The organism is Azospirillum sp. CT11-132 (assembly GCF_047302835.1).
Classification (GTDB): Bacteria; Pseudomonadota; Alphaproteobacteria; order Azospirillales; family Azospirillaceae; genus Azospirillum.
This window is the reverse complement of sequence record NZ_JBGLZA010000006.1, coordinates 465,916-482,700: the sequence shown is the minus strand read 5'-3', so window position 1 is coordinate 482,700 and position 16,785 is coordinate 465,916. Positions and strand designations below refer to the sequence as shown.

Genomic DNA, 16,785 nt, shown 5'->3' with positions numbered 1-16,785 from the left:
GGACACGAACGCCCCGTCCGCTGTTTTGTTCATGGGTCACGACTATGCGTCGATTGGCCCCTTGACCTTCCAATGATTGGAAGCCCCATATCACTCCATGCCGAGCGGAATCGAAGGAGAACCGGCATGACCACGACTCAGCACAGCATCAGCCCAACGACGGCGCCCGTCGGTGCCCCGGCCGAACTCGACCTCGGCGTATCGGGCATGACCTGCGCCTCCTGCGTCCGCCGGGTGGAGAAGGCGCTGGGCCGGGTGCCGGGCGTCACCGCCGTCTCGGTCAATCTGGCGACGGAGCGGGCGCGGCTGACCTTCGCCGGTCCGCTGGACGTCAAGGCCGCGGCGGACGCGGTCGAGGCCGCCGGCTACCATGCCGAGAAGCGGGAGTTCGACCTGTCGGTCACCGGCATGACCTGCGCCTCCTGTTCCGGCCGGGTGGAGAAGGCGCTGAGCCGGCTTCCGGGCGTGGAGTCGGCTTCGGTCAATCTGGCGACCGAGCGCGCCCATGTCGTCGCCTTCGCCGGCAGCGTCGACACTGCCGATCTGATCGCGGCGGTGGAGAAGGTCGGCTATGGCGCCGCTCCCGTCGGCCAGGGCGGCGAACAGGCGGAGGAGGAGGCGCGGGCCGACCGCAGCCGGCGCGAGCTGCACCATGTATTGATCGCCGCGGCTCTGTCGCTGCCGCTGCTGGCCGGCATGGTCGGCGACCTGTTCGGGGCGGACTGGATGCTGCCGGGCTGGGTCCAGCTGATCCTCGCCAGCATCGTGCAGTTCTGGCTCGGCGCCCGCTTCTACCGCGCCGGCTGGAACGCGGTGCGGGCAGGGGCCGGCAACATGGATTTGCTGGTGGCGCTCGGCACCTCGGCGGCCTGGGGGCTCAGCCTCTACCTGATGCTGACCGCGCATGACGGGCACGAGCCGCACCTCTATTTCGAAGCCTCCTCGGTCCTCATCACCTTCGTGCTGTTCGGCAAATGGCTGGAGGCGCGGGCCAAGGGCCAGACCGCGGCGGCGATCCGCGCGCTGATGGATTTGCGCCCGGCCACCGCCCGCCTGCGCCGCGACGGGGTGGAGACCGAGGTGCCGGTGGAGCGTGTCCATGTCGGCGACCATGTGGTGGTCCGCCCCGGCGAGCGGGTGCCGGTCGACGGCCGGGTGGTCGAGGGCAGCGGCGGCGTCGACGAATCGATGCTGACCGGCGAGAGCCTGCCGGTGGACAAGGAGCCGGGCGCCCGCGTCACCGGCGGTTCGATCAACGGCGACGGCCTGCTGGTGGTGGAGACCACGGCAGTCGGCACCGAAACCATGCTGGCGCAGATCGTCCGCATGGTGGAGGGCGCCCAGGCGTCGAAGGCGCCGATCCAGCGGCTGGTCGACCGGGTCAGCGCGGTCTTCGTCCCGGCGGTGCTGGCGGTGGCGGCGCTGACGCTCATCGGCTGGTGGATCGTCGGCGGCGACCTGGAGGTGGCCATCGTCGCCGCCGTTTCGGTTCTGGTCATCGCCTGCCCCTGTGCGTTGGGTCTGGCGACGCCGACCGCCATCATGGTCGGCACCGGCGTCGCCGCCCGCCACGGCATCCTCATCAAGGACGCCGAGGCGCTGGAGCGCGCCCATGCCCTGACCGCCGTCGCCTTCGACAAGACCGGCACGCTGACGGAGGGCAAGCCCCGCGTCACCGACCTGATCCCCGCCGAGGATACCGATGGCGAGACCCTGCTCCGCCTCGCCGCCGCGCTCCAGGCCGGCAGCGAGCATCCGCTCGCCCATGCGCTGCGCGACCGCGCCAAGGCGGCGGGCATGGCGGCGGAGGCGGTCACGGACTTCCGTGCTCTGGCCGGCCGTGGCGTTTCCGGCACGGTGGCGGGGCGCCGCCTGCAACTCGGCAACGCCCGTGCGGTGGAAGAGGCCGGCCTGCAGCCGGGTCCGCTGGCCGAACCGGCCGAGGCGCTGGCGGCGACCGGCCGCACCCTGTCCTGGCTGATCGAACTCGGGGAGACGCCGCATCTGCTCGGACTCGTCGCCTTCGGCGATACGGTGAAGGACAGCGCGATCACCGCCGTCGCCTCGTTGAAGGCGCAGGGGGTGGAGCCGGTGATGGTGACCGGTGACGGCCAGGGCGCCGCCCGCTCCGTCGCCGCAGCGCTGGGCATCGAGCGGGTGTTCGCCGAGGTGCTGCCCGGCGACAAGGCTGCCGTCGTCGCGACGCTGAAGGGGGAGGGCAAGGTCGTCGGCATGGTCGGCGACGGCATCAACGACGCACCGGCGCTGGCCGCCGCCGATGTCGGCATCGCCATGGCGACCGGCACCGACGTGGCGATGCACAGCGCCGGCGTCACCCTGATGCGCGGCGATCCGCGTCTGGTCGCCGGGTCCATCGACGTGTCGCGCCGGACCTATTCGAAGATCCGGCAGGGGCTGTTCTGGGCCTTCGCCTACAACGTGGTCGGCATTCCGCTGGCGGCGTCGGGCAATCTCAGCCCGGTGCTGGCGGGAGCGGCGATGGCGCTCAGTTCGGTCAGCGTGGTGGTGAACGCCCTGACCCTGCGCGGCTGGGCTCCGCCGAAGAACGGAGACGCATGATGAAGGACGGCATGACCATCGGCGACGCCGCCAAGGCGTCGGGCGTCAACGCCAAGCTGATCCGCTATTACGAATCCATCGGTTTGATTCCGGAGGCCGGGCGGACGGCGTCGGGCTATCGCGTCTACAGCGACCGCGACGTGAATGTGCTGCGCTTCGTCAAGCGGGCGCGGACGCTGGGCTTCGGGATCGAACGGATCCAGAAGCTGGTCGGGCTGTGGCAGGACCGCTCCCGCTGCAGTTCGGAGGTGAAGCGGATCGCCATGCAGCACATCGACGAGCTGGAGGCGAAGATCTCCGAGTTGCAGGCGATGCGCGACACCCTGCACGAGCTTGCCGACGCCTGCCACGGCGACCACCGCCCGGACTGCCCGATCTTGAAGGATTTGGCGTCGTGAAGTGAACTCTCCCACGCACGTTGTCCCCTCTCCCCCCCGGGGAGAGGGTTAGGGTGAGGGGGAGCGCGGCGAGGATTTTCAAAAGCCGCGCACTTCCGTCTCCGAGTGACTCCACCCCATGCATCCCCCTCACCCCGACCCTCTCCCCGGGGGGAGGGGGAGATCCCGGGGTTGGAAGGGAGGGACGGGAGAGGGCGCTACAACGCCCCTACCGCTTCGTCTTCGGGTCGTGCGTGTGGTGGAGGTCGCGTTCGCCGCCGCCGCTGGAGCTGCCGGAGTGGCGGGTGTTGGTGGGTTCGCCCGGATGCGGGTGCTTTTCCGGACTGGCCGCCGGCTTGTCGGCGTTCTGCTGGCTGCTGCCGGGGCCGCCATGGTGGCGGTCGGTCGCGTCACTATGCTTGCTCATGCCTCACCGATCCTGCTGATAGCCCTGGTGGGTGGTGTTCTGCCGGGTGTTGCCCTGCTGGCCCTGTTCCTTGGTGTTCGGGGCGCCGCGGTTGCTGACGCCGTCGTCGGGGGTCGCGCTGGTCGCCGGTTCGCCGGGACCCTTGTCGCTGCGGCCCTCGGGCGGGACGGGCGGGATGTGCTTGGTCATGGTGGCGCTCCTTGCTGTTGGCTCGCGTTTTCTTCCAACAGGAGGGCGGGGGAGGGGTTCCGGTTGGATAGAGACCCAGCCCTGCGCTCGGCTGTCGCAATGCTTTCATGCGAAATTGCTGCGACCGCACAGAGTGGATCGGACTCTATGCTGATCCCCATGCCAGATCTTCCCGTCCAGTCTCTCGCCTCCGCAGCATCCGCCGTTCGCCAGCCGCCCGTCGCGGCGTCGGACGGGCTGCCGACCCCGCAGCGCTATTGGGCGATGGCGGCGATGACCGTCGCGCTAATCATGGCGGTGCTGGACGGGGTGGTCGCAAACATCGCCCTGCCGACGATCCAGCGCGAGTTCGCGGTCGATGCCGCCGGTGCCATCTGGGTGGTCAACGCCTATCAGCTGGCGGTCACCGTCGCGCTGTTCCCGCTGGCCTCGCTGGGCGACATCATCGGCTACCGCAAGGTCTACTGGTTTGGTCTGGCGGTCTTCACCGCGGCCTCGCTCGCCTGCGCGCTGTCGCCGAACCTGCCGGTTCTCACCGCCGCCCGCGTGTTGCAGGGCATCGGCGGCGCCGGGATCATGAGCGTCAATCTGGCGCTGGTCCGCCACATCTACCCCTCCACCCATCTGGGACGCGGCGTCGGCTACAACGCGATGATCGTCGCGGTGTCCTCGGCGGCGGGACCGAGCCTTGCGGCGCTGATCCTGTCGGTGGCCTCCTGGCCCTGGCTGTTCGCGGTCAATGTGCCGCTGGGGCTGGCGGCGCTGGCGGTGGCGGCGCGGTCGATGCCGGTGTCCAACCCGGCCGGGCACCGCTTCGACTGGCTGAGCGCGGCGCTGAACGCCGCCACGCTCGGCCTGCTGATCGTCGGCTTCAAGGGGGTGGACGGCAGCCAGCCCACTTGGCAGGTCGGGGTGGAACTGGCGGCGGCCCTGGCGCTCGGCGCGACGCTGGTGCGGCGCGAACTGGCGCAGGCCGCCCCCTTGCTGCCGGTGGATCTGCTGCGCCGGCCGGTCTTCGCCCTGTCGGTGGTGACCTCGGTCTGCTCCTTTGCGTCGCAGAACATCGTCTTCGTCGCCATGCCCTTCTTTTTCGAGGACGTGCTGCACCGGTCGCTGACCGAATCCGGACTGCTGATGACGCCCTGGCCGCTGATGGTGGCGCTGGTCGCCCCGATCTCCGGCCGGTTGGCCGATCGCTACGAGCCGACGCGGCTGGCGGCGGTCGGGCTGGCGCTGTTCGCCACCGGCCTTGCCCTGATGGCGCTGCTGCCGCCCGACCCGTCGACGCTGGATATGGTCTGGCGGATGGCGCTGGCCGGCTTCGGCTTCGGCCTGTTCCAGACCCCCAACAACAAGGTTCTGGTCAGCAGCGCGCCGAAGGAGCGCAGCGGCGGCGCCAGCGGCATCCAGGCGACCGGCCGCCTGCTGGGCCAGACGCTGGGTGCCGCCACGGTCGGTCTGGTCTTCACCGCCATCGGCAAGGCGGACGGCAGCGTCGTCGTGCTGTGGCTGGGTGCCGGGCTGTGCCTCGTCGCCTGCCTGACCGGCATCTTCCGCCGCCGCCCGGCCGCCGCCTGACCGGCTTGTTGCCTGACCGGTCTATTGCTTGTCGGGCTGCTGGCTTTCGGGCCGGGTCAGCGTCGGCTCGTCGCCGTAGGCGAAGGTCGGCGCCTTGGCGAAATCCGCCTGTCCGATGTTCAGCACCGGCCCGCTCGGACCATTGCCCAGCATGTCGGCCGGAAGCGCCACCAGCTTCTCGCCCAGCCCCAGCACCTCGTTGGGTGCCACGACGATGCGATCCACCCGGTCGCCGGTCTGGTCCATGGTGAAGTCGAGGATGCGGCCGGCCGGCTGGCCGTCATTGGTGCGCAACTCATTCCCCACCATCGCCCGCGCCTGATCGGGGTTGAGCGCGGCCGGCGGCAGGGCCGCCACCGGCGGCGACGAGCCCTGTCCACCGGTTACCGGTGGCGCGGGGTTCTGCACCTCGTGAGAGGGAGCCTCGCCGCTGACCCCCGGCGGGGAGGTGATCGCTCCGGTCGCCGGCTGGTCGTCCGGCCGCGGCGCGGTCATCAGCGGCGGCGAGGCGGTGGCGCCTGGTGCCGGTGTGGTCTGGGCAATGGCGGTGCCGGTCAGCAGCAGCGCCGCGGCCGGCAGGAGCAACAGGGGGCGGAGCATAAGGGCGACCCTTCCGTTCGGATTCGGTATCGCCCTGATTAACAGCGGAACATGCCCAGGGGTTGCCGGCGGTGCTTCGCGGAAAACTCCCTCTCCCGTCCCGGGAGAGGGAAGGGGCCCACCGCAAAGCGGTGGGAAGGGTGAGGGGTTATACAAGGAACCATGCGCTTCAGGATTCTTGGATCACCCCTCACCCTCCCCGCTTCGCGGGTCCCCTCCCTCTCCCGGGGCGGGAGAGGGCGCATATCCCTACCCCCTTACTTCCCGCGTCCGGTCTTGTCCTGCAGCGCGTCGATCCGCTTCGACGCTTCCGCCTTGGACAGCCCGTCGTCGAAGGACTCGCCGGCTTCCTCGCTCAGCGTCTTCAGGTAGGAGGCCTGGGCGCCGGTCATCGGCTCGTCGCCGGTGGTCCAGTCGTCGGGGTTCTTGTCGCGGTTGGAGTGGTCCTCGCCGGTCTTCGGGTTCTCGTGCTCGGAATGGCTCCGGCGGTCGTCGGTGTGCTTGCTGGTCATGATCCGTGCCTCATAAAAAGGAACGTATCAAGAACAGGCTAGGAGGCGGGAAGTTCCCGCCCTCACCGGAAAACCGTCACCCGCCGTTGCCGCGCAGCAGGAAGACGCCCTGTTCGCCCAGCAGGTTGGCGAGGCCGGAATGGGCATGGCTGGTCACCCGGCCGGCGCGGTCGATTATGCGGGTCTGCTCGATGGTGATGCCCATCTCTTCCGTCAGCACGACGAAGTCGCGCAGCGTGCAAAAATGGATGTTGGGCGTTTCCCACCACTGGTAGCCCAGCTTTTCCGTCACCGGCATGCGGCCGGTCAGCATCAACTGCAACCGCACCCGCCAATAGCCGAAATTGGGGACCGACACGATGGCGCGGCGGCCGATGCGGCACATCATCTGCAGCACGTCGCGCGGCTGCCGCATCGCCTGCAGGGTCTGGCCCAGGATGACGTAGTCGAAGGCGCCGGCGGGATAGTCCTTCAGGTCGGTCTCGGCATCGCCCTGGATCACCGACAGGCCGTGCGCCACGCATTGCCGCACGCCGTCCATGCTGAGTTCGATGCCGCGCCCGTCGACGTTCTTGGCATGGGTCAGATAGTCCAGCAGGGCACCGTCGCCGCAGCCGACGTCCAGCACGCGGCTGTTCGGCTCCACCATCTCAGCGATCAGCTTCAGGTCGTCGCGAATGTCCACCATGGTCGGTCGTCCAGTCCCAATCCCAATGCCAATCAGCGCGCGCGGCGGCGGGCGGACAGGCCGCGATGCTCGGCGCAGCCCTCCAGGAAGCCGTGGATGACCTGATGGAACTCCGGCTCGTCCAGCAGGAAGGCGTCGTGGCCCTTGTCGGTCTCGATCTCCACGAAGCTGACATTGGCGGCGACGGCGTTCAGCGCATGCACGATGGCCCGCGATTCCGAGGTCGGGAACAGCCAGTCGCTGGAGAAGCTGGCAAGGCAGAAGCGCACCGGCGTCGTCTTGCCCCCCGGCCGGAAGGCGTTGGCCAGCGTACCCCCGGCATCGGCGGCGAGGTCGAAATAATCCATCGCCCGCGTGATGTAGAGGTAGGAGTTGGCGTCGAACCGCTCGACGAAGGCCGCCCCCTGGTAGCGCAGATAGCTTTCCACCTGGAAATCGGCGTCGAAGCCGTAGGTGACCGCCTTGCGGTCCTGCAGGTTGCGGCCGAACTTGCGGTGCAACGCCGCTTCCGACAGGTAGGTGATGTGGGCGGCCATGCGGGCGACGGCCAGACCGGCCTCCGGCTTGGTGCCTTCCAGCAGATAGTTGCCGCCACGCCAGTTCGGATCGGCCATGATCGCTTGGCGCCCGACCTCGTGGAAGGCGATGTTCTGCGCCGAATGGCGGGCGGCGGTGGCGATGGGCACCGCGGCGAACACCGATTCGGGATAGGCCACCGCCCATTGCAGAACCTGCATCCCGCCCATCGAGCCGCCGACGACGCAGAACAGCTTGTCGATGCCGAGATGCTCGACCAGCAGCTTCTGCGCCCGCACCATGTCGCCGATGGTCACCACCGGGAAGGACAGGCCATAGGGCTGGCCGGTGGCCGGGTCGATGTCCTTCGGCCCGGTGCTGCCCAGGCAGCCGCCCAGCACGTTGGAGCAGATGACGAAATAGCGGTCGGTGTCCACCGGCTTGCCGGGGCCGACCAGCATTTCCCACCAGCCGGGCTTGCCGGTGACGGGATGCTTCTCCACCACGAAATGGTCGCCGGTCAGGGCGTGGCAGATCATGATGGCGTTGGATTTGTCGGCGTTCAGCGTGCCGTAGGTCTGGTAGGCGATCTGGAAGCCGCCGATCTCCACCCCGCTGTCCAGCCGCATCGGCTGGTCCACCGCCAGACGCACGCGCTTGCCCGGCATGACTTGGTCATTGGGGGCCGCACTGTCGGCGGCCGGGGTGACCAGGGGAGATTGCGGCGCGGAGGTGGGCGCGGACATGTCGTTTCGTGCCTTGAAAGCGGTTCTGGCCTTCGGGATTTCCAGCCTCGCGGCGCCTTGGCGGAGACCGTCAGAGAGCTGTGGCGGAACGGGAGGGTATAGCTACGAAGCCGGCCTCAAGAGTGTCAATGTTTTCTTTGATTTCAGGGCGCATGCGGACTACTACTAACCGGCTTTGCATTCGATGGTTTTCTGACCCATGGCCGCCGCCCGGACCCCGCTCGACGATTTGCGCCGCGAGATCGACCAGATCGACGACGCGATCCATGACCTGCTGATGCGCCGCGCCGCCGTGGTGGAACGCATCGGGGCGGCGAAGGGCAATGGCGCGGCCGAAAACGGCACGCAGCCGATCATTCTGCGCCCGGCGCGGGAGGCGACGATCCTGCGCCGCCTGATGGCCCGCCATGCCGGCTCCTTCCCCGCCCAGGTCGTCGTGCGCATCTGGCGGGAGATGATCACCGCCTTCACCCGCATGCAGGGACCCTTCGCCGTCGCCGTCTATGCGCCGGAGGACCGCCGCGGCTTCTGGGACGTCGCCCGTGACCATTTCGGCGGATTCGTGCCGATGACCGCCGTCAACACCCCCGCCGCTGCGCTCCGCGCCGTGTCGGAAGGGACCGCGACCGTCGCCGTGGTGCCCTATCCGGCCGAGGACGATTCGGATCCCTGGTGGCGCTTCCTGGTGTCGGCCGACGCCGGCCGGCCGCAGGTGGTGGCGCGCCTGCCCTTCGGCGGGCGCGGCAATGCCCGCGGCGAGAATCGCGACGCGCTGGCCATCGCCGCCGTCCCGCACGAGCCGACCGGCGACGACCGCACGCTGCTGAGCATCGAGATCGGCGGCGACCTCAGCCGCGGCCGGCTGAAGGATCTGCTGGAGGCCTGCGGCCTGCCGCCGGTCGGTTTCTGCACCTGGCACCCGGCCGGCCATGCCACCGGGATGAGCGGCGGCGGCCCGTCGGTCCATCTGGTCGAGATCGCCGACTTCGTCGGGCAGGCCGACCCCCGCCTCGCCAAGCTGCTGGAACGGTCGGGCGACATCCCGGTGCGGGTCAACGTCGTCGGCGGCTATGCCGTGCCGCTGCATCTGGGCTGATGCGCGCTTTTGGGGCGAGCCGCCGGGGCGGCTCCTGCCTTATCCTGCCTCCCCATTTCCTGCGATGGAACACCAGCGCTGGTTCTGTTCCATCCTGTTCCAACCCATCCCACTCTGTCGGAAGGTAAGCAGACCATGACCCAGCCGAACGGCCCGCAGCCGCGTCCGGGGATTCTCGACATCGCCGCCTATGTCGGCGGCGAGCATCAGGGTCATATCCGTCTCGCCTCCAACGAAGGGGCGCTGGGACCGAGCCCGAAGGCGATGGAGGCCTATACGGCGGCGGCGTCCACCCTGCATCGCTATCCGGACGGCGCCTCGGCGGCCCTGCGCGGCGCCATCGCCAAGCGCTTCAACCTGGATGCCGACCGCATCGTTTGCGGCGCCGGGTCCGACGAGATCATCAGCCTGCTGATCCGCTCCTATGCCGGGCCGGGCGACGAGGTGCTGTATTCGCAGTACGGCTTCCTGATGTACCCGATCGGCGCCAAGTCGGTGGGCGCCACCCCGGTGACCGCGCCCGAGGACGGGCTGACCGCCAGCGTCGACAACCTGCTTGCCCGCGTCACCCCGCGCACCCGTCTGGTCTTCCTCGCCAACCCGAACAACCCGACCGGTACCTATCTGCCCGCATCGGAGGTGGCGCGGCTGCATGCCGGCCTGCCCTCCGACGTCATCCTGGTCATCGACGCGGCTTATGCCGAATACATGAACAAGGACGACTACACCGCCGGGGAGGAATTGGTGGAGAAGTTCCCGAACGTGGTGATGACCCGCACCTTCTCGAAGATCTTCGCGCTGGGCTCGCTGCGCATCGGCTGGTGCTATGGCCCGGCCGGGATCGTCGACGTGCTGAACCGCGTGCGCGGTCCCTTCAACGTGTCGACCGCCGCCCATGTCGCCGGCATCGCCGCGGTGGAGGACGCCGAGTTCCTCGACCGCTCCCGCCGCCACAATGAGCAGTGGCGCGAGTGGTTTTCCGCCACCGTGCGGGAGTTGGGCCTGACGGTGCATCCCAGCGTCACCAACTTCGTCCTGGTCGATTTCAAGGGCCAGCCCGCCGGCAAGGACGACGCCGAGGCCGCGCGCCAGTTCCTGAAGGCCCGCGGCATCCTGGTCCGCCAGATGCCGTCCTACGGCCTGCCGAGCTGCCTGCGCGTCACCATCGGCACCGAACAGGAAATGCGCACGGTGGCCGACGCGCTGCGAGACTTTTTGAAGGCGTAACAGAGTGCGGCGTAAATCTCCCTCTCCCGCCCCGGGAGAGGGAAGGGGCCCAAGCGAAGCTTGGGAAGGGTGAGGGATTGGGCACGAAGCCATGCGCTTCGGGGCCAAGCGCTTCAGGATTCTTGGATCACCCCTCACCCTCCCCACGCCTTCGGCGCGGGTCCCCTCCCTCTCCCGGGACGGGAGAGGGCCTATTTCTACGCCTCACCCCCGGTTCAGCAGGAAATCGACCGTTTGCGGCCGGCCCGGCAGGTCGAGCTTCGCCTGCACCGGCTCGCAGCGGCTGACGATCCGGCCACGGCGCAGGACGAACAGGCGGGCGGCGCGGGTGCGGATCGCCTCCACGGCACTGCCAGCCTGGAGCACCACGAGATCGGCGTTGCAGCCGGGTTCCAACCCGTAGCCGTCCAGATGCAGCAGGCGGGCCGGGTTGACCGTCACCGCGTCGAAGGCGGCCTTGATGCCGTCCTGGCCGGTCATCTGCCCGACATGCAGGCCCATATGCGCCACCTCCAGCATGTCGCCTGAGCCCAGCGGATACCAGGGGTCCATCACGCAATCATGGCCGAAGGCGACCGTCAGCCCGGCGGCCATCAGCTCCGGCACGCGGGTCATGCCGCGGCGCTTGGGATAGGTGTCGTGGCGACCCTGGAGGACGATGTTGATCAACGGGTTGGCGATCACTCCCAGCCGAGCCTCCGCCATCAGCGGGATCAGCTTGGAGACATAGTAATTATCCATGGAATGCATGGAAGTCAGGTGCGACCCCGTCACCCGGCCGTGCAGCCCCAGCCGCTGAGTCTCGTAGGCCAGCGTCTCGACATGGCGGGACAGCGGGTCGTCGCTCTCGTCGCAATGCATGTCGACCAGCAGCCCGCGCTCCGCCGCGATCTCGCAGAGCAGGCGGACCGACGCGGCGCCGTCGGCCATGGTGCGCTCGAAATGCGGGATGCCGCCGACCACGTCGACGCCCATGTCCAGCGCGCGGCGCAGCAGTTCCTCGGTGCCGGCTGAGCGCAGGACGCCGTCCTGCGGGAAGGCGACCAACTGCAGGTCGAGATAGGGGGAGACGCGCTTCTTGACGTCCAGCAGCGCTTCGACCGCCAGGAGGCGCGGATCGCAGACGTCGACATGGCTGCGCACCGCCAGTAACCCGCGCCCGACCGCCCAGTCGCAGTAGGCGAGCGCCCGCTCGACGATGGCGTCCTGCACCAGCTGCGGCTTCAGCTCGCCCCACAGCGCGATGCCCTCCAGCAGGGTGCCGCTCTGGTTCACGCGCGGCAGGCCGTAGCTGAGCGTGCTGTCCATGTGGAAATGGGAATCGACGAAGGGCGGCGTGACCAGCCGGCCGGTGGCGTCGATTTCGGAGGCGGCCTCGCCAGCCAGATTGGCTTCCACAGCGGCGATGCGGCCACCCCGGATGCCGATGTCGATGCCGCTGCGGCCATCCGGAAGGGTGGCGCGGCGCAGGATCAGGTCGAACATCAGCGTTCTCCTTTGCGGTACGGGATCATCAGGGCGCGCGGGTAGGAGGCCCGGCGGGCCACCAGAACCAGCGCCAGGATGCTCAGCAGATAGGGCATCATCAGGAACAGCTGGTAGGGGAGGACGCCGCCGCTCGCCTGCTGCAACCGCAGTTGCAGCGCATCGAACACCGCGAACAGCATGGCGCCCAGCAGAGCCTTGCCCGGCCGCCAGGAGGCGAAGACCACCAGCGCGATGCAGATCCAGCCGCGGCCGTTGACCATGTTGAAAAAGAAGGCGTTGAAGGCCGACAGGGTCAGGAAGGCGCCGGCCAGCGCCATCAGCGCACTGCCCGCCACCACCGCGCCGATGCGGATGGCGGTGACGTTCAGCCCCTGCGCCTCGGCGGCGGCCGGATTCTCGCCGACCATCCGCACCGCCAGCCCGACCGGCGTGCGGTAGAGGACATAGGCGACGACCGCGACGAGCAGAAAGGCGAGGTAGGTCAGCGGCGTCTGGGCCAGGGCGCCGGGCAGGGCCAGTGGCTGGAACGGCTCGATGGTCGGCGGGGTGCTGGCCTGCGGCAGGACGAGGCGGTAGACGAAATAGGACAGGCTGGTGCCGAGCAGGGTCACGCCGATGCCCGTCACATGTTGCGACAGCCCGAGCGGCACGGCCAGCGCCGCATGCAGCAGGCCGAGCAGCGCGCCGCAGGCGGCAGCAGCCAGCACGCCGGTCCACAGATCGGCTCCCTGGTAGACCGCCATCCAGCCGGCCATGGCGCCCAGCGTCATGATGCCTTCGATGCCGAGATTCAGCACGCCGGCCCGCTCGCACACGAGTTCGCCCAGCGTGCCCAGCACATAGGGGGTGGCGATGCGCAGCACCGCGGTCCAGAAGGCGGCGGACAGCAGGATGTCGAGGATGGTCGACAGGAAATCCATAACCCCTTACCCCCGCCGCAGCCGGTAGCGCGCCAGCAGCCCGGCGACCAGCATGCACAGCAGGCTGGCGGCGACCAGGACGTCGGCGATGTAGTTGGGAACCGGCATGGCCCGGCTCATGGCGTCGGCACCGACGAAGATGCCGGCGATGAACAGCGCGGCCCCGACCACGCCGATGGGGTGCAACTGCGCCAGCATGGCGACGACGATGCCGCTGTAGCCGAAGCCCGGCGACAGGTCGAGCGTCAGGTAGCCCTTCAGGCCGCAGACCTCCGCGGCGCCGGCCAGCCCGGCGAGGCCACCCGACAGCAAGGCGGTGCGCAGCATCACCCGGGTCACCGGCATGCCGGCGAAGGCGGCGGCGCGCGGGTTGGCGCCGACCGCCCGGTTCTCGTAACCCCAGATGGTCCGGGTATCGACCAGCCACAGCAGGACCGACAGGCCGAGCGCGATGGCGAACCCGGCATGCAGCCGGGTGCGCGCCACCAGCTTGGGCAGCTCCGCCGCTTCCACGACCGGCGCCGACTGCGGCCAGCCCATGCCCATCGGGTCCTTCAAGGCCCCTTCCAGCAGCATCGACACCAGCAGAAGCACGACGAAATTCAGCAGCAGGGTGGTCACCACCTCGTCGACGCCGAAGCGGACCTTGAGGACTGCGGGGCCGAGCAGCGTGACGCCGCCTGCCGCCATGCCGGCGATCATCACCAGGGGGATCAGCGCCCAGGCCGGCAGGTCGAGCATGCCGCCGCCGACCACCACGGCGGCCAGGGCGCCCATATAGAGCTGGCCCTCCGCTCCGATGTTCCACAGCTTGGCGCGAAAGGCGACGGCGGCGGCGAGGCCGGTCAGGATCAGCGGGGTGGCGCGGGTCAGCGTCTCGGTCAGGGCGAAGCGGGAACCGACCGCCCCCTCGAACAGCAGGCCGTAGGCGCGCAGCACCGGCGCGCCGGTCCAGGCGACCAGCAGGGCGCAGAGCGCCAGCGCCGCGACCACGGCGCCCACCGGGGCCAGCAGCCGCAGGGCGAGCGGGGTATCGGTGCGCGGTTCAAGCCGCATGAACGGTCTCCGGCAGGATGTCGCGCAGGATGTCCCAATGCCCGGCCATCAGCAGGCCGAGCTGGCTGACCGACACCCGGTCATGCGGCAGAAGCGGGGTGAGGCGCCCGTGATAGGCGACGGTAACGCAATCGGCCAGCGCCAGGATCTCGTCCAGATCCTCGGAGATCAGCAGAACGCCGGCCCCGGCGGCGCGGGCGTCGAGCAGCCGGCTGTGGACGTAGGACACAGCACCGATGTCGAGACCGCGCGTCGGCTGGCTCGCCAGGATCAGGTCCGGCCCGTGGGCCAGCGTGCGGCCCAGGATCAGCTTCTGCATGTTGCCACCCGACAGCAGCTGTGTCCGGGCATCGGGACCTGGGCAGCGGACGTCGAACTCCTCGATCACCTTGCGGGCGTAGGCCCTTGCGGCCCCGCGCCGCAGCACGCCGAAACGGGAGAAGGCGGAATCGTGATAGCGCTCGGCGATCAGGTTCTCCCACACCGCCATGGCGCCGACCAGACCGGCGCTGTGCCGATCTTCCGGGATGCGGGCGACGCCGCGCCGGACCATGTCGGCGGGGTCGCCATGCTCGACCACGCTGCCCTTCAAGGACAGCCGGCCCGAATCCGGACGGATCAGGCCGCTGACCAGCTCGGCCAGCGCCGTCTGGCCGTTGCCGGACACGCCGGCGATGCCGACCACCTGATGGCGCCGCACCGTCAGATCCACCCCGTCCAGCAGCGGGCGGCCATGGCCGGAGGCGACCGTGACGCCCGACAGCTCCAGCACCGGCTCTCCGGGGCTGAGAGGGGCGGGGGCCGGCGGCTTGACGCTGCGGCCGACCATCAGCTCGGCCAGCTTGGCGCGGTCGGTGGAGGCGGTGGCGTGGGTGGCGACCAGCTTTCCCGCGCGCAGAACGGCGACGGTGTCGCTGGCGGCGAAGACCTCGTTCATCTTGTGGCTGATGAAGACGACGGCGAGCCCATCGGCGGTCAGCCGGCGCAGCGTTTCGAACAGCCCCGCCGATTCCTGCGGCGTCAGCACCGCGGTCGGCTCGTCCAGGATCAGGATGCGGGCGTCGCGGTAGAGCGCCTTGAGGATCTCGACGCGCTGGCGCTCGCCGACCGACAGGTCGCCAACCAGCGCGTCCGGCCGAACCTCCAGCCCGAAGCGTTGCGACAGGTCGAGCAGGCGGCGGCGGGCGGCGCCCCGGTCGGAGCGCCAGCGCCACAGCGATTCGGTGCCGACGGCGATGTTGTCCAGCACCGACAGATTGTCCGCCAGCGTGAAATGCTGGTGGACCATGCCGATGCCGGCCTCCAGCGCGGCGCGGGGCGAACCCGGCGGCAAGGGACGGCCGAACGCCTCGATGGTTCCCTCGTCGGCCACGTAATGGCCGAAGAGGATGTTCATCAGGGTGGTCTTGCCGGCCCCGTTCTCGCCCAGCAGCGCCAGCACCTCGCCGGCGCGCAGCGTCAGCGAGATGTCGTCGTTGGCGAGCAGCGGACCGAACCGCTTCGAAATGCCGGCGAGCCGGAGGACGACCTCCGGCCCGCCTTTCACGGGTGATGACATTGCAGATACGCCGGGCGTCACATCGTCGACTTCGGCTCGGCGTCGTTGACCTTGACGGTGAACTTGCCGTCGCGGATCTGCTGCTCGCGCTCCTTGACCTTCGCCTTGATGGCGTCGGGGACCTTCGACTCGAAGGTGCCGAGCGGCGCAAGGCTGGAGCCCTTGTGCGCCATCATGCTGTAGGGGCCGTAATCCTCGGCCTTGTAGCTGCCGGCCTTCACCGCGGCGATGGCGCGCTCCACCGACGGTTCCATGTGCCACAGGGCGCTGGCGACGACGGTGTCCGGATACTGCGGCTGGGTGTCGATGACGTTGCCGATGGCGAGCACCTTGCGCTCCTTGGCCGCGTCGGACACGCCGAAGCGCTCGGCGTACATCACGTCGGCGCCGCGGTCGATCATGGCGAAGGCGGCTTCCTTGGCCTTGGGCGGGTCGAACCAGGAGCCGATGAAGCTGACCGAGAACTTGACCTGCGGGTTGACCTCCTTGGCGCCTTCCATGAAGGCGTTCATCAGGCGGTTGACCTCGGGGATCGGATAGCCGCCGACCATGCCGATCACGTTCGACTTGGTCATGCCGCCGGCGACCATGCCGGACAGGTAGGCCGGCTCCTGGATGTAGTTGTCGAAGACCGAGAAGTTGGGCTCCTGCGGCTTGAAGCTGGAGCCCATGACGAAGGCGGTCTTCGGATAGTCCTTGGCGACGGCGCGGGCGGCGCGCTCCACGCCAAACACCTCGCCGAAGACCAACTGCTGGCCGGCCTCGGCATACTGGCGCATCACGCGCTCATAGTCGGTGTTGGCGACCGACTCGGCCCAGACATACTCGATGTCGCCGCGGTCGGCGGCGGCCTTCAGCGCGACATGGATGCGGCTGACCCACTGCTGCTCGATCGGCACGGTGTAGATGCCGGCGACCTTCAGCTTGCCTTCCGCGAATGCCGGCAGGGAGCTGCCGGCCACCGCCGCGAAGGCCACCGCGGCGACGCCGCACAGCACCGCACGGCGCGTCATTCCCAAAACTGTCATCGCCCGATCCCCCATCCCCCGAACCGACATCGTGAGCCCCCTTTGTCGCTGAGTATCGTTGGCTGCATTTTGCTGGCAGCAGGTCTCCGGCCCGCATGTGGCATGAATACCCGGGAATGCTCCTCCCGTAAATCCATCGCCCCTCGCGAGCCGTGCATGCAAATGCAACGGAAATGCCATCGGCCGCTACCGCCGCCCG

Annotated in this window: 16 protein-coding genes; 5 read left to right on the top strand and 11 right to left on the bottom strand. The window is 69.2% G+C overall.

Going from position 1 to position 16,785, the window contains the following annotated elements:
• Window positions 1–126 precede the first annotated feature (126 nt).
• Entirely contained in the window at window positions 127–2,580 is a 2,454-nt protein-coding gene (locus tag ACCD06_RS26065; RefSeq protein WP_109072947.1) for a heavy metal translocating P-type ATPase, read from the top strand.
• A gap of 11 nt (window positions 2,581–2,591) precedes the next feature.
• Window positions 2,592–2,978, top strand: coding sequence for a Cu(I)-responsive transcriptional regulator (gene cueR, locus ACCD06_RS26060; protein WP_109073033.1), 387 nt, complete (start codon window positions 2,592–2,594; stop codon window positions 2,976–2,978).
• A gap of 208 nt (window positions 2,979–3,186) precedes the next feature.
• On the opposite strand, the gene ACCD06_RS26055 is transcribed toward cueR, so the two are convergent.
• Together ACCD06_RS26055 and ACCD06_RS26050 are read right to left on the bottom strand one after the other, a co-directional pair.
• Window positions 3,187–3,384 carry a hypothetical protein gene (locus ACCD06_RS26055; RefSeq protein WP_109072948.1) on the bottom strand — a complete coding sequence of 66 codons (198 nt, stop codon included), beginning with the start codon at window positions 3,382–3,384 and terminating at the stop codon, window positions 3,187–3,189.
• A 3-nt stretch (window positions 3,385–3,387) separates the two neighbouring features.
• The gene (locus tag ACCD06_RS26050) at window positions 3,388–3,573 is read right to left on the bottom strand and encodes a hypothetical protein (RefSeq protein ID WP_109072949.1); all 186 of its coding nucleotides are present in this window, start codon (window positions 3,571–3,573) and stop codon (window positions 3,388–3,390) included.
• A 159-nt stretch (window positions 3,574–3,732) separates the two neighbouring features.
• Here ACCD06_RS26050 and ACCD06_RS26045 point away from each other — a divergent pair, with 159 nt between their 5' ends.
• A complete protein-coding gene (locus tag ACCD06_RS26045) occupies window positions 3,733–5,151 on the top strand; it encodes an MFS transporter (RefSeq protein ID WP_413344555.1) in 1,419 nt (472 codons plus the stop codon).
• A gap of 21 nt (window positions 5,152–5,172) precedes the next feature.
• On the opposite strand, the gene ACCD06_RS26040 is transcribed toward ACCD06_RS26045, so the two are convergent.
• The 4 genes from ACCD06_RS26040 to metX all read right to left on the bottom strand — a co-directional run bounded on the left by ACCD06_RS26040 (window position 5,173) and on the right by metX (window position 8,213).
• Window positions 5,173–5,751, bottom strand: coding sequence for a PRC-barrel domain-containing protein (locus ACCD06_RS26040; protein ID WP_109072951.1), 579 nt, complete (start codon window positions 5,749–5,751; stop codon window positions 5,173–5,175).
• A gap of 257 nt (window positions 5,752–6,008) precedes the next feature.
• On the bottom strand, window positions 6,009–6,263 hold the full coding sequence (locus tag ACCD06_RS26035; protein ID WP_136703942.1) for a DUF3072 domain-containing protein: 255 nt from the start codon (window positions 6,261–6,263) through the stop codon (window positions 6,009–6,011).
• Window positions 6,264–6,339: 76 nt separating this feature from the next.
• On the bottom strand, window positions 6,340–6,951 hold the full coding sequence (gene metW, locus ACCD06_RS26030) for a methionine biosynthesis protein MetW (protein ID WP_109072952.1): 612 nt from the start codon (window positions 6,949–6,951) through the stop codon (window positions 6,340–6,342).
• Between the two features lie 32 nt (window positions 6,952–6,983).
• Window positions 6,984–8,213, bottom strand: coding sequence for a homoserine O-acetyltransferase MetX (gene metX, locus ACCD06_RS26025; protein WP_109072953.1), 1,230 nt, complete (start codon window positions 8,211–8,213; stop codon window positions 6,984–6,986).
• A 199-nt stretch (window positions 8,214–8,412) separates the two neighbouring features.
• Here metX and ACCD06_RS26020 point away from each other — a divergent pair, with 199 nt between their 5' ends.
• Together ACCD06_RS26020 and hisC are read left to right on the top strand one after the other, a co-directional pair.
• Window positions 8,413–9,309, top strand: coding sequence for a chorismate mutase (locus ACCD06_RS26020; protein ID WP_109072954.1), 897 nt, complete (start codon window positions 8,413–8,415; stop codon window positions 9,307–9,309).
• A 135-nt stretch (window positions 9,310–9,444) separates the two neighbouring features.
• Window positions 9,445–10,536, top strand: a complete 1,092-nt coding sequence (gene hisC, locus ACCD06_RS26015) for a histidinol-phosphate transaminase (protein ID WP_109072955.1) — start codon at window positions 9,445–9,447, stop codon at window positions 10,534–10,536.
• A gap of 204 nt (window positions 10,537–10,740) precedes the next feature.
• On the opposite strand, the gene ACCD06_RS26010 is transcribed toward hisC, so the two are convergent.
• From ACCD06_RS26010 to ACCD06_RS25990, 5 genes are read right to left on the bottom strand one after another with little or no spacing between them, the layout of a single operon-like run.
• Complete coding sequence (locus ACCD06_RS26010; protein WP_109072957.1) at window positions 10,741–12,021, bottom strand: amidohydrolase family protein; 1,281 nt, start codon at window positions 12,019–12,021, stop codon at window positions 10,741–10,743.
• Window positions 12,021–12,944 carry an ABC transporter permease gene (locus ACCD06_RS26005; protein WP_109072958.1) on the bottom strand — a complete coding sequence of 308 codons (924 nt, stop codon included), beginning with the start codon at window positions 12,942–12,944 and terminating at the stop codon, window positions 12,021–12,023. The genes ACCD06_RS26010 and ACCD06_RS26005 overlap by 1 nt, the downstream gene beginning before the upstream one ends.
• A 6-nt stretch (window positions 12,945–12,950) precedes the next feature.
• On the bottom strand, window positions 12,951–14,000 hold the full coding sequence (locus tag ACCD06_RS26000; RefSeq protein ID WP_109072959.1) for an ABC transporter permease: 1,050 nt from the start codon (window positions 13,998–14,000) through the stop codon (window positions 12,951–12,953).
• The gene (locus tag ACCD06_RS25995) at window positions 13,990–15,558 is read right to left on the bottom strand and encodes an ABC transporter ATP-binding protein (protein ID WP_413344550.1); all 1,569 of its coding nucleotides are present in this window, start codon (window positions 15,556–15,558) and stop codon (window positions 13,990–13,992) included. Before ACCD06_RS25995 ends, ACCD06_RS26000 begins: the two co-directional genes overlap by 11 nt.
• Before the next feature lie 17 nt (window positions 15,559–15,575).
• Window positions 15,576–16,586: a BMP family protein gene (locus ACCD06_RS25990; RefSeq protein WP_413344548.1), complete on the bottom strand. Its 1,011-nt coding sequence runs from the start codon at window positions 16,584–16,586 to the stop codon at window positions 15,576–15,578.
• Window positions 16,587–16,785: the final 199 nt, after the last annotated feature.

What these genes read in the sequence shown, in the direction of transcription:
- ACCD06_RS26010 (WP_109072957.1), bottom strand. Translation starts at nt 12,021, where the DNA reads ATGTTCGACCTGATCCTGCGCCGCGCCACCCTTCCGGATGGCCGCAGC.
- metW (WP_109072952.1), bottom strand. Translation starts at nt 6,951, where the DNA reads ATGGTGGACATTCGCGACGACCTGAAGCTGATCGCTGAGATGGTGGAG.
- metX (WP_109072953.1), bottom strand. Translation starts at nt 8,213, where the DNA reads ATGTCCGCGCCCACCTCCGCGCCGCAATCTCCCCTGGTCACCCCGGCC.
- ACCD06_RS26020 (WP_109072954.1), top strand. Translation starts at nt 8,413, where the DNA reads ATGGCCGCCGCCCGGACCCCGCTCGACGATTTGCGCCGCGAGATCGAC.
- ACCD06_RS26045 (WP_413344555.1), top strand. Translation starts at nt 3,733, where the DNA reads ATGCCAGATCTTCCCGTCCAGTCTCTCGCCTCCGCAGCATCCGCCGTT.
- ACCD06_RS26000 (WP_109072959.1), bottom strand. Translation starts at nt 14,000, where the DNA reads ATGCGGCTTGAACCGCGCACCGATACCCCGCTCGCCCTGCGGCTGCTG.
- ACCD06_RS26050 (WP_109072949.1), bottom strand. Translation starts at nt 3,573, where the DNA reads ATGACCAAGCACATCCCGCCCGTCCCGCCCGAGGGCCGCAGCGACAAG.
- ACCD06_RS26055 (WP_109072948.1), bottom strand. Translation starts at nt 3,384, where the DNA reads ATGAGCAAGCATAGTGACGCGACCGACCGCCACCATGGCGGCCCCGGC.
- ACCD06_RS25990 (WP_413344548.1), bottom strand. Translation starts at nt 16,586, where the DNA reads ATGACAGTTTTGGGAATGACGCGCCGTGCGGTGCTGTGCGGCGTCGCC.
- ACCD06_RS26065 (WP_109072947.1), top strand. Translation starts at nt 127, where the DNA reads ATGACCACGACTCAGCACAGCATCAGCCCAACGACGGCGCCCGTCGGT.
- cueR (WP_109073033.1), top strand. Translation starts at nt 2,592, where the DNA reads ATGACCATCGGCGACGCCGCCAAGGCGTCGGGCGTCAACGCCAAGCTG.
- ACCD06_RS26040 (WP_109072951.1), bottom strand. Translation starts at nt 5,751, where the DNA reads ATGCTCCGCCCCCTGTTGCTCCTGCCGGCCGCGGCGCTGCTGCTGACC.
- ACCD06_RS26005 (WP_109072958.1), bottom strand. Translation starts at nt 12,944, where the DNA reads ATGGATTTCCTGTCGACCATCCTCGACATCCTGCTGTCCGCCGCCTTC.
- ACCD06_RS25995 (WP_413344550.1), bottom strand. Translation starts at nt 15,558, where the DNA reads ATGTCATCACCCGTGAAAGGCGGGCCGGAGGTCGTCCTCCGGCTCGCC.
- ACCD06_RS26035 (WP_136703942.1), bottom strand. Translation starts at nt 6,263, where the DNA reads ATGACCAGCAAGCACACCGACGACCGCCGGAGCCATTCCGAGCACGAG.
- hisC (WP_109072955.1), top strand. Translation starts at nt 9,445, where the DNA reads ATGACCCAGCCGAACGGCCCGCAGCCGCGTCCGGGGATTCTCGACATC.